The organism is Pseudomonas sp. Pme6b (assembly GCF_058129925.1).
Genome location: NZ_CM176704.1, coordinates 4331425 through 4345722, shown reverse-complemented (window position 1 = coordinate 4345722; position 14298 = coordinate 4331425). Strand labels below are relative to the sequence as shown.

12 protein-coding genes and 2 tRNA genes are annotated in these 14298 nt (G+C 59.4%); 8 read left to right on the top strand and 6 right to left on the bottom strand.

Annotated elements, in window-relative coordinates; genetic code table 11:
- Positions 1-12: 12 nt before the first annotated feature.
- Positions 13-1359: a class II 3-deoxy-7-phosphoheptulonate synthase gene (locus AC4ANE_RS19675; protein WP_002554540.1), complete on the bottom strand. Its 1347-nt coding sequence runs from the start codon at positions 1357-1359 to the stop codon at positions 13-15.
- Between the two features lie 171 nt (positions 1360-1530).
- Here AC4ANE_RS19675 and AC4ANE_RS19670 point away from each other — a divergent pair, with 171 nt between their 5' ends.
- Complete coding sequence (locus AC4ANE_RS19670; RefSeq protein ID WP_002554539.1) at positions 1531-2292, top strand: spermidine synthase; 762 nt, start codon at positions 1531-1533, stop codon at positions 2290-2292.
- 454 nt (positions 2293-2746) lie between these two features.
- Complete coding sequence (locus tag AC4ANE_RS19665) at positions 2747-4426, top strand: DEAD/DEAH box helicase (RefSeq protein WP_005731303.1); 1680 nt, start codon at positions 2747-2749, stop codon at positions 4424-4426.
- Between the two features lie 98 nt (positions 4427-4524).
- Here the strand turns inward: AC4ANE_RS19665 and AC4ANE_RS19660 are convergent, their stop codons facing one another.
- The 3 genes from AC4ANE_RS19660 to AC4ANE_RS19650 form a co-directional block, all read right to left on the bottom strand.
- Positions 4525-5292 carry a DODA-type extradiol aromatic ring-opening family dioxygenase gene (locus AC4ANE_RS19660; protein ID WP_002554538.1) on the bottom strand — a complete coding sequence of 256 codons (768 nt, stop codon included), beginning with the start codon at positions 5290-5292 and terminating at the stop codon, positions 4525-4527.
- Between the two features lie 312 nt (positions 5293-5604).
- Positions 5605-6492, bottom strand: coding sequence for a protease HtpX (gene htpX, locus AC4ANE_RS19655; protein WP_002554536.1), 888 nt, complete (start codon positions 6490-6492; stop codon positions 5605-5607).
- Between the two features lie 266 nt (positions 6493-6758).
- Positions 6759-7970: a pyridoxal phosphate-dependent aminotransferase gene (locus AC4ANE_RS19650; RefSeq protein ID WP_460408477.1), complete on the bottom strand. Its 1212-nt coding sequence runs from the start codon at positions 7968-7970 to the stop codon at positions 6759-6761.
- Positions 7971-8160: 190 nt separating this feature from the next.
- Between AC4ANE_RS19650 and msrB the strand changes: the two genes are divergently transcribed.
- Both msrB and AC4ANE_RS19640 read left to right on the top strand, forming a co-directional pair.
- A complete protein-coding gene (gene msrB / locus AC4ANE_RS19645; protein ID WP_002554534.1) occupies positions 8161-8556 on the top strand; it encodes a peptide-methionine (R)-S-oxide reductase MsrB in 396 nt (131 codons plus the stop codon).
- Positions 8557-8706: 150 nt separating this feature from the next.
- Positions 8707-9192 carry a glutathione peroxidase gene (locus AC4ANE_RS19640; protein WP_004665941.1) on the top strand — a complete coding sequence of 162 codons (486 nt, stop codon included), beginning with the start codon at positions 8707-8709 and terminating at the stop codon, positions 9190-9192.
- Positions 9193-9198: 6 nt separating this feature from the next.
- Here the strand turns inward: AC4ANE_RS19640 and AC4ANE_RS19635 are convergent, their stop codons facing one another.
- Positions 9199-11547, bottom strand: coding sequence for a hybrid sensor histidine kinase/response regulator (locus AC4ANE_RS19635; protein WP_002554532.1), 2349 nt, complete (start codon positions 11545-11547; stop codon positions 9199-9201).
- A gap of 80 nt (positions 11548-11627) precedes the next feature.
- Between AC4ANE_RS19635 and AC4ANE_RS19630 the strand changes: the two genes are divergently transcribed.
- Both AC4ANE_RS19630 and AC4ANE_RS19625 read left to right on the top strand, forming a co-directional pair.
- Positions 11628-12518 (top strand): ATP-binding protein, encoded by an 891-nt coding sequence (locus AC4ANE_RS19630; protein ID WP_002554531.1) that lies wholly within the window; start codon positions 11628-11630, stop codon positions 12516-12518.
- On the top strand, positions 12515-12997 hold the full coding sequence (locus tag AC4ANE_RS19625) for a GAF domain-containing protein (protein WP_002554530.1): 483 nt from the start codon (positions 12515-12517) through the stop codon (positions 12995-12997). Before AC4ANE_RS19630 ends, AC4ANE_RS19625 begins: the two co-directional genes overlap by 4 nt.
- Before the next feature lie 54 nt (positions 12998-13051).
- Here AC4ANE_RS19625 and AC4ANE_RS19620 read toward each other — a convergent pair whose 3' ends face one another.
- Positions 13052-13810 (bottom strand): hypothetical protein, encoded by a 759-nt coding sequence (locus AC4ANE_RS19620; protein WP_031595469.1) that lies wholly within the window; start codon positions 13808-13810, stop codon positions 13052-13054.
- A gap of 294 nt (positions 13811-14104) precedes the next feature.
- On the opposite strand from AC4ANE_RS19620, the gene AC4ANE_RS19615 reads away from it, so the two are divergent.
- A tRNA-Glu gene (locus AC4ANE_RS19615) sits at positions 14105-14180 on the top strand.
- A gap of 2 nt (positions 14181-14182) precedes the next feature.
- Positions 14183-14258: transfer RNA gene (locus AC4ANE_RS19610), tRNA-Gly, on the top strand.
- Positions 14259-14298: the final 40 nt, after the last annotated feature.

Here is a 14298-nt window from a genome sequence, read left to right as displayed (position 1 = left end):
GGCTTGCTCTGCTTAGCGCCTGACCTGCTTCAGGGTTTCGGCAATCAGGAACGCCAGCTCCAGTGACTGATCGGCGTTCATGCGCGGGTCGCAGTGGGTGTGGTAGCGATCCGAAAGACCATCTTCGGTGATGGGGCGGGCGCCGCCGATGCATTCGGTGACGTTTTGCCCGGTCATTTCGATATGGATGCCTCCGGCATAAGTGCCTTCAGCCTGATGCACTTGAAAAAACTGCTTCACTTCGCCGAGGATCTGCGCAAAGTCGCGGGTTTTGTAGCCGCTGCTGGCCTTGATGGTGTTGCCGTGCATCGGGTCGGAGCTCCACAGCACTTTGCGGCCTTCGCGCTCGACCGCACGAATCAGCTGTGGCAGGTGATCGCCGACCTTGTTTGCACCCATCCGCGCGATCAGGTTGAGACGGCCCGGATCGTTGTCAGGGTTGAGGATGTCGATCAGACGAATCAGGTCGTCGGTGTTCATGCTCGGGCCGACCTTGACGCCGATCGGGTTGTTCACCCCGCGCAGGAATTCGACATGCGCGCCGTCCAGTTGCCGGGTACGGTCGCCGATCCACAGCATGTGTGCCGAGCAATCGTAGTAATCATTGGTCAGGCTGTCGCGCCGCACGAAGGCTTCTTCGTAATTGAGCAGCAATGCCTCGTGGGCGGTGAAAAAACTGGTTTCACGCAGTTGCGGCGAGCTGTCCATGCCGCAGGCGCGCATGAACGCGAGCGTTTCATCGATGCGTCCGGCCAGCTGGCTGTATTTTTCGGCCAGCGCCGAGTTGGCGATGAAGTCCAGATTCCACTTGTGCACCTGATGCAGGTCGGCAAACCCGCCCTGCGCGAAGGCACGCAGCAGGTTTAGGGTGGCGGTGGACTGGTTATAGGCTTGCAGCAGGCGCTCCGGGTCCGGCACACGGCTTTTTTCATCGAAACCGATACCGTTGACGATGTCACCGCGATACGCCGGGAGCGTTACGCCGTCGATGATTTCGTCGTTTGCCGAGCGAGGCTTGGCAAATTGTCCGGCCATGCGTCCGACCTTCACCACCGGGCAGCCGGCGGCGAAGGTCATGACGATGGCCATCTGCAGCAGCACCTTGAACGTGTCGCGAATCTTGGCGGCGGAAAACTCCATGAAGCTTTCCGCGCAGTCGCCGCCCTGTAGCAGGAACGCGCGACCCTGGGTCACTTCGGCAAACTGGCGGCGCAACTCTCGGGCTTCGCCGGCAAACACCAGCGGCGGATAGCTGGCCAGGGTCTGTTCGACCTTCAGCAGGTGCGCGGCGTCAGGGTAGTGAGGTTGCTGCTGAATCGGCAGTGCCCGCCAGCTGTCGGGGCTCCAGGGTTGGCTCATTATTGGCTCTAGGGTTGTGCAATCGGGCCAGCATGTTAGCAGTTCGCCGTTGCTCTGCCAGCGTAGGGCAGACCACCGGGATGGCATAGCGCCCGGCAATGTGTGACAAAGCCGCGCGCTTGCCGGACAATTCGCGTTTTGCGCTCGGCGCAGCGATGACCAGGAACGGTAATGACGGAAGAGCGTGAGCGCGTAGAACGAATTCTGGCCGAGGTCCACGACGACTTCGGCATGATCCGCGTGCTGGAAGTGGAGGATTACCGCTTTCTGGAGTTTGGCGAGGCTATCGAGCAGAGCTGCACGTTTACGGCTGACCCGAGCTGGCTGGAATACGACTACACCCGCGCGATGCTGATCGGCGCACTGTGTCACGACGCGCCGGACAGCGCGCTGTTTCTGGGGCTGGGTGCCGGCACGCTGACCCAGGCCTGCATGAAGTTCCTGCCGCTTGAAGACGTTGAAGTCATCGAGCTGCGTCCGGACGTGCCGCGTCTGGCCATGGAGTTCATGGGGCTCGATGACGATCCGCGTCTGTATATCCGCATCGGCGATGCGCTGGAGTTGCTGGACAGCGCAGAGCCTGCCGACCTGATCTTTGTCGACCTTTACACCGATGTCGGGCCGGGCGTCGGGCATTTGGCCTGGAATTTTTTGCAGGGCTGCCAGCAACGCCTCAATCCCGGTGGCTGGCTGATCATCAACCAGTGGGCCACCGACGACGGTAAACCGCTGGGCGCGGCCTTGCTGCGGGGTTTGTACCACCGTCATTACTGGGAGCTGCCGGTAAAGGAGGGCAACGTCATTCTGATTGTGCCTGCCGACCTCGATCAGACGCTGGATATCGAGGCATTGAGTTCGCGTGCCGAGGCACTTGCGCCGCATCTGGGGTACTCGCTGGAGTCGTTGATCAGGGCGGTCCGTTCCGCGACTTGAGCGGGCGAGGCATGTGCTGGCTGGTCTGAAATCAGGGGTGAGACAATTCGCCACACCCCGCAGGTCGGGATACCGGCCATCCGCAAGAGCAGATTAAACGTTTAAGCGGCAACGCCCGAAATCTCGGGCCCGCGCCCTTGTCGGCCAGCCCTCTGCCCGGACCAAGGGGCTTGGGTTGCTCAAGGATGGCGCAATGTTTCGCAAAAAAAGACTCACTAAGGTGCATATTTCCGGTATAGTGCGCGCCGGCCTTAACAGGGCCCTCGTCAAGGTATTGCAGTACCCCGAAGCCAGCTTCGGTTGCTTGTTCGCACAACGGACTAGCCTGGACGATCCATTCATCAAACGTTTTCGCAAATCCCCGCCGACAAAGCAGCCAGGGTGACCTCAAGGTCGTACACGGCACGCGCAGCTTTGAAGCATGGGTCTTTGCGGATGCACTAGAGGCAGACCCATGACCCAGGAAATCGGCGGCTTCGCCGCTCTCGAACTTCATCCAAATATCGTTGCAGCAGTCGTCGCCACTGGCTACGAAGAGCCTTCGGCCATTCAGCAGCAATCGATCCCGATTATTCTCGCCGGTCACGACATGATTGGTCAGGCGCAAACCGGTACGGGTAAAACTGCCGCGTTCGCACTGCCTATCCTGCATCGCATCGACCCGAGCAAGCGCGAGCCGCAAGCACTGATCCTGGCCCCGACCCGCGAACTGGCACTTCAGGTTGCCACCGCGTTCGAGACCTACGCCAAACAAATGCCGGGCGTGACCGTTGTAGCGGTCTACGGCGGCGCGCCAATGGGCCCGCAGCTCAAGGCCATCCGCAACGGCGCACAAATCGTTGTCGCCACCCCGGGCCGTCTCTGCGACCACCTGCGTCGTGACGAGAAAGTCCTGGCAACCGTGAACCATCTGGTTCTCGATGAAGCGGACGAAATGCTCAAGCTGGGCTTCATGGACGACCTCGAAGTCATCTTCAAGGCCATGCCTGAAACCCGCCAGACCGTACTGTTCTCGGCAACGCTGCCACAGTCGATCCGTGCCATCGCCGAGCGCCATCTGCGCGATCCGAAGCACGTCAAGATCCAGACCAAGACCCAGACCGTTACCGCGATCGAGCAGGCTCACCTGCTGGTTCACGCTGACCAGAAGACCTCCGCTGTACTGAGCCTGCTGGAAGTCGAAGACTTCGACGCCCTGATCATGTTCGTCCGCACCAAGCAGGCGACCCTGGACCTGGCAAGCGCCCTTGAAGCCAAAGGCTACAAGGCTGCTGCACTGAACGGTGACATCGCTCAGAACCAGCGCGAGCGCGTTATCGATTCCCTCAAGGATGGCCGTCTGGACATCGTTGTAGCGACCGACGTTGCTGCCCGTGGTCTTGACGTTCCGCGTATCACCCACGTATTCAACGTGGACATGCCTTACGATCCAGAGTCCTACGTTCACCGTATCGGCCGTACCGGTCGTGCCGGTCGCGAAGGTCGTGCACTGCTGCTGGTAACTCCTCGCGAGCGCCGTATGCTGCAGGTGATCGAGCGTGTAACCGGTCAGAAGGTTGCTGAAGTCCGCCTGCCGGATGCCCAGGCCGTTCTGGATGCCCGCATCAAGAAACTGACCAACAGCCTGTCGCCACTGGTTGCCGATGCCGAATCGACTCATGGCGATCTCCTGGATCGTCTGACTGCCGACATCGGTTGCAGCCCGCGTGCCCTTGCTGCTGCACTGCTGCGCAAGGCTACCAACGGTCAGGCTCTGACCCTGGCAGCCATCGAGCGCGAGCGCCCGCTGGTTCCGAACAACGCCCCTCGCGGTGATCGTCCAGAGCGTAGCGGCAGCAGCGATCGCGGTGATCGTCCTGAGCGTGAGCGTCGTGCGCCGGTCCCGCTGGCCGAAGGTCGTGCTCGTTGCCGTACCGCGCTGGGTGCGCGTGATGGTATCGCTGCCAAGAACCTGCTGGGTGCCATTCTCAACGAAGGCGGCCTGGCCCGCGAAGCTATCGGCCGCATCCAGGTGCGTGACAGCTTCAGCCTGGTCGAGCTGCCGGAAGATGGTCTTGAGCGTCTGCTGACCAAGCTCAAGGACACCCGTGTTGCTGGCAAGCAGCTCAAGCTGCGTCGCTATCGCGAAGACTGATCGGCTTCTGAGCTGATAGGTCAATAAAAAAATCCCCGACTGGTTCGGGGATTTTTTTGCGCTGAATTCAGGATTCAGGCGGGAAGGCGTTTTCGGTATCAGCCGAACCGGTAGATGTCCATTCCGAGCGCACCCATGGTGAAGCCTTGATGGGCAACACTGAATGCTCCGCCTGCGCCCCGTGCGAAATACAGCGGCAGCAAATGCTCGTCACTCGGGTGTGCTCGCACCGCATGAGGAGCAAGACTGCGGTAGTGGTGCAGTGCGGCGTCATCGTCGTTTTGCAGCTTGTCGATCATCCAGTCACGAAACGTTGCAGCCCATGGCTCTGTGCTTCCAGGGCCGGCGTTCCAGTCCAGATCGCGCAGGTTATGCGTGATGCTACCGGAGCCGATAATCAATACACCCTGTGCGCGCAGGCTGGCCAGCGCGCGGCCCACCCGTGTCTGTAGCTCGGGGCCCTGGCGGCTGGGCAGTGAGACCTGAACCACCGGAATATCGGCATTCGGGTACATCAACGACAAGGGCACCCAGACACCATGGTCGAACGGTCGTCTGCTGTCGATGCGTGCGGGCAGATCGCTGGCGGCCAGCAACTCGACTATCGTGCGGCTCAGCTCAGGCAGACCTGGTGCCGGGTACTGCACCGCAAACAGTTCAGCCGCAAAGCCACCGAAATCATGCCAGGTCTCGGGCTCAGGGTTGGCGTTAACGGTAAGTTCGTGGCTTTCCCAGTGTGCAGACACCACTATGATGGCGCGAGGCCTGGGCAGGCTGGCGGCCAATCGCGTCAGGGCGGGGCCACTCTCGCCGGGCTCCAGCGCGAGCATGGGAGAGCCATGGGAAATAAACAGGCTTGGGAACATTTACAGCTCCAGAATATGAGAATGCCCCATAGTCGGTCATTCTCATGATCTAAATCTAATATAAGTTCTGGCGCTTTTTGATCTAATTTTCAGGAGGTTTCATGCAGGCGGAGTTTTGGCTGCAGCGTTGGAAGGCAGGGTAGATTGGCTTTCATCAGGCGCAGGTCAATCGGGACCTGCGACAGCACGATATTGGTCATTTCGCAGCCTTTTACGACCGTGCCGCCTTTCCTGCCGTGCCATTCACTCAGGACCGGACGCAGAGCGTCCATAACGGCGTGCCGACGCAGAGCGCCGATCTCGAAACCTGAATCAACCGCGGCGGCGCAGCGCCTCGATACGTTGCTCCAGCGGCGGGTGGCTCATGAACAGCCCTGCCAGGCCTTTCTTCAGGCCGGCGTTGATGCCGAACGCCGTCAGGCTGTCAGGCATGTTCACCGGTACGCCCTGCTCGGAACGCAGGCGTTGCAGCGCACCGATCATCGCGTCCGTACCGGCCAGTCGAGCCCCTGCGTCGTCAGCGCGGAATTCGCGTTTGCGCGAGAACCACATGACGATGGCGCTGGCCAGAAAGCCCAATACCAGCTCGGCGAAAATCGTCGTGATGTAGTAGGCAATACCCTGACCGTTCTCGCTCTTGAAGATCACCTTGTCGACGAAGTTACCGATGATGCGGGCAAAGAACATCACGAACGTGTTCACCACACCCTGCACCAGCGCCAGTGTGACCATGTCGCCGTTGGCAACGTGGCCGATTTCGTGCGCCAGTACGGCTTTCACCTCATCCGGCGAGAACCGCTCGAGCAGGCCCTGGCTTACCGCAACCAGTGCATCGTTCTTGTTCCAGCCCGTGGCGAATGCGTTGGCTTCATACGCCGGAAAAATACCGACTTCCGGCATCTTGATGCCCGCATCGCGGGACAGTTGTTCAACGGTCTGCAGCAACCATTGCTCATGGCGGGTGCGAGGCTGACTGATGATCTGAGTGCCGGTACTCATTTTCGCCATCCACTTGGAGATGAACAGCGAGAACAACGAGCCCGCGAAACCGAACACAGCGCAGAAAACCAGCAGCTGATTGAGGTTCAGATCAACCCCGTTGGCCGCCATGAACCCATTGAAGCCAAAAAGGCTCAGGGTGATGCTGGCAATCAGCACGACCGCAAGGTTAGTGGCCAAAAACAGCAAAATGCGCATCATGGTCGAAACGTTCTCCTCAGGTAAATATGTAACTCGATGCCGGGTATATAAGGTGATGCCCGCTGCTATTCAACAGAGGGACTATTTCAAACTGTGTCCTCTTCACGCAATCGATGGTAATCCTGCAAAGCTGAACGGGGCCTGAGCCAGAGTGGTCGATGCCTGAAGGGTTGAGGGCGGGGCGCTCATGCTGTTTTGGCAGGGCACAAATAAACTGCCCCGAACAGGTCGGGGCAGGGATGCGGCGCGAGAGGGGCGGTGTCTGTTTACTGACGATAACCCTTCAGAAAGTTACCGATGCGGCCAATGGCCTGCTCCAGCTCATCAACGTGCGGCAAGGTCACGACGCGGAAGTGATCAGGGTATGGCCAGTTGAACGCGGTGCCCTGAACTACCAGCAGTTTTTCCGAGAGCAGCAGGTCGAGGACGAATTTTTCGTCGTTGAAGATCGGGCACACCTTCGGGTCGATGCGCGGGAATGCATACAGCGCGCCCATCGGCTTGACGCAGCTGACGCCGGGAATATCGTTGAGCAGCTCCCAGGTGCGGTTGCGTTGCTCCAACAGACGGCCTGGCGGCAGGATCAGGTCGTTGATGCTCTGATAGCCGCCCAGCGCAGTCTGGATGGCGTGCTGGCTCGGCACGTTGGCACACAGGCGCATGTTGGCCAGGATGTCGATGCCTTCGATGTAGCTCTGTGCGTTGTGTTTCGGTCCGGAAATGGCAATCCAGCCGGAGCGGAAGCCTGCGACCCGATACGACTTGGACAGACCGTTGAAGGTCAGGCACAGCAGGTCCGGTGCCAGCGAGGCAGTGCAGATGTGCACGGCGTCGTCGTAGAGGATCTTGTCGTAGATTTCGTCGGAGAACACCACCAGATTATGCTGGCGAGCCAGCTCCAGCATGCCCAGCAATACCTCGCGGGAATATACTGCGCCGGTCGGGTTGTTGGGGTTGATGATCACCATGGCCTTGGTGTTCGGCGTGATTTTGGCCTTGATGTCTTCAAGGTCCGGCCACCAGTTGGCCTGCTCGTCGCACAGATAATGCACCGGGCTGCCGCCGGACAGCGCCACTGCCGCAGTCCACAATGGGTAATCGGGTGCCGGAACCAGCACTTCGTCGCCGTTATTGAGCAATGCTTGCATCGACATCACGATCAGCTCGGACACACCGTTGCCCAGATAGATGTCTTCGATGCCGACGCCTTCGACCTGCTTCTGCTGGTAGTACTGCATGACGGCCTTGCGGGCGCTGAACAGGCCCTTGGAGTCGCTGTAGCCCTGGGCAGTCGGCAGGTTGCGGATCACGTCCTGCAGGATTTCGTCCGGCGCCTCGAAACCAAACGGTGCCGGGTTGCCGATGTTCAGCTTGAGGATGCGATGGCCTTCCTCTTCCAGGCGTTTGGCGTGCTTGAGCACCGGCCCGCGAATGTCGTAGCAGACGTTTGCGAGCTTGTTCGATTTGTTGAACTGCATGGTGATGATCCCGAAAATGGACGAGCTGTTGCCGGCTTGCAATGAAGGTCGCAGCACGTTCGCCATGAAAATGGGTTTGTATGCGACAAACGCGGGTGCCAGACTGACGTCTGACCTGGCGCAATCATACGTGCCACCTGATCTGTGGAAAAGGTACAGATCGGGGTTTTTCGAATTTGGAGGTGTACCTGTGGACAAGTTGCAGAAAACGCTTGAAGAGTGGAAAGAGATGCTCGACCCGGCGCAGTATCAGGTTTGCCGCCTGAAAGGCACCGAGCGGCCGTTTTCCGGTAAGTACAACGAGACAAAGACAGAAGGCGTCTACCACTGCATCTGCTGCAATGAGCCGCTGTTCGATTCCACTACCAAGTTCGATTCGGGCTGCGGCTGGCCCAGCTTTTACGCGCCGCTGGAAGGTAGCGCGGTGGTCGAAGTGCGCGATGTCAGCCACGGCATGATTCGTACCGAAGTGGTCTGTGCCAAATGCGACGCTCACCTGGGTCATGTGTTTCCCGATGGTCCGCCACCGACCGGGTTGCGTTACTGCATCAACTCGGTGTGCCTGGACCTGGTCCCGCGCCAGTAGCCGGGCGATTGCTGTGCCGCTGCGCGCAGCGGCTCCGGGCTTATCGACCTGTATCAATACCGAAAATTGGCGTGCGCCGCACGCCGTTGCAGGCTAACGTCAGTGCTCACATTCCGATCCAGCCACCGCCTGGTCTTGAGGCCTCTTTTGATGAGCGAAAACCTGCTGAGTATCCCGGTCACTACGATCAAGGGAGAACAGAAAACCCTCGCCGACTACGCTGGCAAGGCGGTGCTGGTGGTCAATACAGCCAGCAAATGCGGCTTTACCCCGCAATATAAAGGCCTGGAAAAACTCTGGCTGGACTACAAGGATAAAGGGCTGGTAGTGCTGGGCTTCCCTTGCAATCAGTTCGGCAAGCAGGAGCCGGGTGACGAGGGCGCGATTTCCGGGTTTTGCGAACTGAACTACGGGGTCAGCTTCCCGCTGTTCAAGAAGATCGACGTGAACGGCGCTCAGGCCCATCCCTTGTTCGTTCAGCTCAAGCAGCAGGCACCGGGGTTGCTGGGGACCGAGCGAATCAAGTGGAATTTCACCAAGTTCCTGATTGGCAGGAATGGCGCGCTGGTCAAGCGTTTCGCCCCGTTGACCAAGCCCGAGGAACTGACCGGTGAAATCGAAGCGCTGCTGCGCTAAGCCGTTTCAGCGGATATCAGCGATGGGAATCCACTGGTCCAGAATGCCCGCCAGTTCGGCGCGCCGGAATGGCTTGGCCAGGTAGTCGTTCATGCCTGCCGCCTTGCAGCGCTCACGTTCATCGGGCATGGCGTTGGCGGTAAGCGCCACGATCGGCAGGTTTGGCCAGCGGCCGCTGCTGCGGATCTGGCGGCTGGCTTCATAGCCGTCCATAACGGGCATGTTGCAGTCCATCAACACCAGATCAAAGTGGCCTTGCTCCAATTGTTCCAAGGCCTCGCCGCCGTGACTGCTGATGATCACTTCGCACCCCAGCTTGCCAAGTATGCCCTTGGCCACCAGCTGATTGACCGGGTTGTCTTCCACCAACAGTACTCTGGCCATGCGCTGAGCCGTTTGCTCTGGCGCTTTTGTGTCCCTGACGCCTGTCTCTTCCTGACCCAGTACACGCCGCAGCGTGTGGTAAAGCGCGTTGCGCGCCAGTGGTCGAGCCTGCTGTTGCAGCGGGGCAAGGGCTGTAACCTGTTCGCCGGGCATGAAATTGCCATAGGCAGTGACCAGCAGGATCGGCACGGGTGTAGTGGGGCGAATCGCAAACAGGCATTCGGGGCAGTCGGTAATGACCAGGTCCGGGCTGCTGTCGAGGTCCACGTCTTCCGGGCGATCATCAATGCTGCGTCGCTTGAGATCGACCCCCCAGGTTGGCAGCAGGTTGCCAAGCAGCTCCACCAGGCCGCTGCCGGCCGAGCTGACCACAGTGACCCGGCCCCTGAGCGCGGTCTGAGTGACAGCGGACACATGCACCGGCAGCGGCAGCTCGGCGCAGAACTGACTGCCGAAGCCGGACTGTGACTGGATACTCAGCGTGCCATTCATGGCCTCGCAGAGATTGTTGGTCAGCGCCAGACCCAGCCCGGTGCCGCCATACTGCCGAGTGATGGCGGTTTCTGCCTGAGTGAACGGCTGGAATATTTTCGCCTGGGCGTCCTGCGCAATCCCGATGCCGGTGTCACGGACTTCGATGCGTACCCGGTTTTCTCCGCTGACATCTTTATGGTTAGTCAGACGCACATCCACGCGCCCAAAACGGGTGAACTTGAGTGCGTTGGACAGCAGGTTGCTGACGATCTGCCGCACCCGGGTAGGGTCGCCGGTAACCATGGCCGGAAAGTCCGGCGCAATCAGGCAGGTCAGCTCCACGCTGGGGGCCGCATTCTGTGACAGCAGGTTGGCGGTGTCCTCGATCAACACCCCAAGGTCGAAGGGAATGCGCTCGATCTCCAGATGACCTGCGTCGAACTTGGACATGTCGAGAATATCGTTAAGCAGTTCGACCAGCACCTTGCCGGAGTCGTGGGCGATCATCAGTTGCTGGCGCTGCTCGGCGCTGAGCGGGCTGTCCAGTGACAGCGCCAGCATACCAAGCAGGCCGTTGAGCGGGGTGCGGATTTCGTGGCTCATGTGCGCCAGAAACGCCGAGCGCGCATGGGCCATATCCAGCGCCGTACTGCGCGCTATCTGTAGTTCCTCGTTGGATTCGCGCAGGCGTATGTTGCTGGCCTTGAGCTCATTGGTGCGTGCCGAAACAATGTTTTCCAGTTCGTTGAGATGTTCGGTCAGCCGATCTTCGGCCGCGCGTCGTCTGGAGAACTCGCTGCCCATGGTTTCGAATTGACGGTTGAAGGTCGCGACCAGTACGCCGATTTCATCCTGCTCATGGTGAGGCGGGCAGGTTATTTTCCCTTGGTCGGGGTTGCGCGGGTCGCGACTGCTCAGTTCGCGGATCACCCTTACCAGCGGCTTGGTCAGGGTGGCGTAGAACAGAATGGTCAGAATGCCGGCCAGCGCCAGGCTGCGCACGAAGCCGTTGAGTAGAGTGATCTCGGCGCGCTGCAGAAAGTGGCTGCCGAAAGCGAAGGTGTCCACGGTCAGGTACAGTGTGCCGATGGTTTCATCGGGCAAATGGTTAAGGTGCAGTTTTTCCTGAAACTGACGGCTTTCACCGAACAGCCAATCGCTGAACACTCGATAGCGCCCTGTCGCCATGGGGCGTTCAACGCTTGCAAGCACGGCGTCATTGTTATCGGTCAGTCTGGCGCTGACCACGGCAGGCGAGCGCAGCAGCCCGAGTGTCAGCTCCTGAGCCAGCTCCGAGTCGATGTTGTAGGCAATGCGCGATGCCGGGTTCTGGATGATTTCCAGCAGTGATTTGATTTCACGATTGATGGACGCGTCTTCGCTGGCATAATCGATTGCAATCTGGAACAGGCTCAGCAAGGTCCCCAGCGCGAAGCCGATCAATACAGCCAGGCGCGCCTGCTTGAACGAAAGCCTGTTTTTGAGCGATATATCCATGAGTACTTACTGCCACTTCTGGTTGGCCAAGCATAGCTGATAGGCACTGCTGACCAATCAGTTAAATATAAGGGGATCCCGTGGATTCTCGGTTGGATGCTTTTCTGCAACGCGCCGATGCCGTGCTGGCCCGGCTGGAACCGCTGTTGCCAGCCGTGCGCGAGCCGGTCGACTGGTCACAGACGCTTGCGGCGCGCTGGGTTCAAGAGGGCCGTAGCGGCTACCTGATGCCGTTGCAGGTGAGCCTGGATACGCGCCTGACCGATCTGATCGGCGTCGACCTGCAGCGCGATCAGTTGGGGCGCAATACACGTCAGTTTATCGATGGCCTGCCTGCCAACCATGCCTTGCTCTGGGGCTCGCGCGGCACCGGCAAGTCGTCCCTGATCCGCGCTCTGCTGGCCGAGCACGCCTCGGCCGGTCTGCGCCTGATCGAGATCGAGCGTGATCATCTGGGCGACTTGCCGCGTGTGGTCGAACAACTGCACAAACTGCCGCAGCGCTTTGTACTGTTCTGCGATGACCTGTCGTTCGAGTCGGGCGAGGGTGATTATCGCGTACTGAAAAGCGTGCTTGACGGCTCGCTGGAGCAGGCACCGGATAACGTATTGCTGTATGCCACCTCCAATCGCCGCCATCTGGTGCCCGAAAAGGAAAGCGACAACGTTGACTGGAAGCACGTCGACGGCGAGCTGCACCCCAGCGAAGCCGTGGAAGACAAGATCGCATTGTCTGACCGCTTCGGCCTGTGGCTGTCGTTTTATCCGTTTACCCAGGAACATTACCTGAACGTGGTCGAGCACTGGATCACGCAGCTGGCAGACAAGGCCGGCTTGCAATGGCAGCGCGACGAAAGCCTGGAAAAGGCTGCGATTCGCTGGGCGACCGCGCGTGGCAATCGCAATGGCCGCTGCGCGTATCAATTTGCACGTTACTGGGTAGGACTTGAATTGTTGGAGCAACACACATGATCGATTTGCAAAACACCGGTGCCGGCCTCAATGGCTACGGTCTGCTGGCGGCCCAGCTTGAGGCATTGCTGGCCGACGAGCGCGACTTCATCGCCAATGCGGCGCAGTTCTCGGCATTCCTCTATACGCAGATCGACGATCTGAACTGGGCGGGTTTTTACCTCAATCGCAATGAAGAGCTGGTGCTGGGTCCGTTTCAGGGGCAGATTGCGTGCGTGCGCATTCCATTTGGTCGCGGCGTTTGCGGTGCAGCAGCGCAGAGTCGGCAAACCCAGCGTGTTCAGGACGTTCACGAGTTTCCCGGACACATCGCCTGCGACAGCGCATCGAACAGCGAGCTGGTGGTGCCGTTGGTCAAGGATGGGCGTCTGATCGGCGTGCTGGACCTGGACAGTCCGAGTGTGGGGCGTTTCAACGAGGTGGATCAGGCGGGGATCGAACGTCTGGCGGCTATCTTTCTGGCATCGACCGACTGTTGAGTCGCTCGACCTGCCGCTGTCCGGAGCACAGGTCCGGCAGCGGCGGGGCAGTCATCAATCGTAGATGACTTTCTTCTTCCATTCGGATTCGGTTTCGTCTGCCTTCAAGCCTTCGGTCAGCGCGTTGTCGTCGTCTTCGGATGGCGCGGTATTGGTCAGTACCATTGAGTTGGCGCGGGCCAGTTGTTTTTCCATCGCCAGCAACTGCTGTTGGTACGTCACCGGGTCCGGCTGGTTGCGCAGATACTGCACGCCGCGTTCGAACGCCAGACGAGCCTGGCCCGGCTGGTCCTGGCTGAGGGCCATCTGACCGAGGTTGTTGAAGAACTCGATGTGCAGCGTGACCAGAATCGTGCGGATTTCGCGGATCCAGTGTTTGGCTTCGCTGGTTTGCAGAAAGCCGTCATGTGCAGCTCGGGTCACCTGACCATGCAGGGCTTCCAGAAGGAAACGCACGTCCTTGGCCTTGGCTTCGGTCTGGATCGGCGTGACCTGGTTGGGGATGTCGATGCGTTCGCCTTTGCCGATCTGCTCTTCCAGCTCGCCGATGCGGTGCTTGAGTTGAGCGTTACCCTTGTCCAGGCTGAGCATGCGCTGCACGACGTTCAGTTCCAGACGCGTAAGCAGCAGCTTCAAGGCTGGTGACATCAACTGGCCGGGGAATACTTCGGTGATTTCGCTGCAGCGACGCAAGCGATCACTGAGTTCGACCTTGGTGCGGGCCTTTTCCAGTTTGCCGTTTTCAGCGACGTGATTCAGGTAGCCGATCGCGATGAGCAGAGCGATACCTGCTAATACCATCAGCGTGATCATGAGTGGAGTCACTGTGCAAACCTCATTTGTTCAATTAGTTTTAGTGCGAGTGTAGTGGCTAAGCACTACTGCGCATAGATGTCCCTCCTGGAGTTTGTCGGCATCTCTTCTATATAGATTAGGCAGCTGAACGATTGGCGACAGTCGGTCAGCGTCCGAACGGCATCGAAGTTATTGATTTCAATAAATTTTCACATGGGGGTTGACGACCCCTCAATCCATCCATAGAATGCGCGCCACTTACAGCGTAAAGCACACAGCGTAGCGCAAATAAGTAGTGAATGTTGTACGTGTGTCCCCTTCGTCTAGTGGCCTAGGACACCGCCCTTTCACGGCGGTAACAGGGGTTCGAGTCCCCTAGGGGACGCCATTGCGGGAATAGCTCAGTTGGTAGAGCACGACCTTGCCAAGGTCGGGGTCGCGAGTTCGAGTCTCGTTTCCCGCTCCAATTTTAAGCAGCTTTGCCTCAGGGCAGGGTTGAGTGAAAC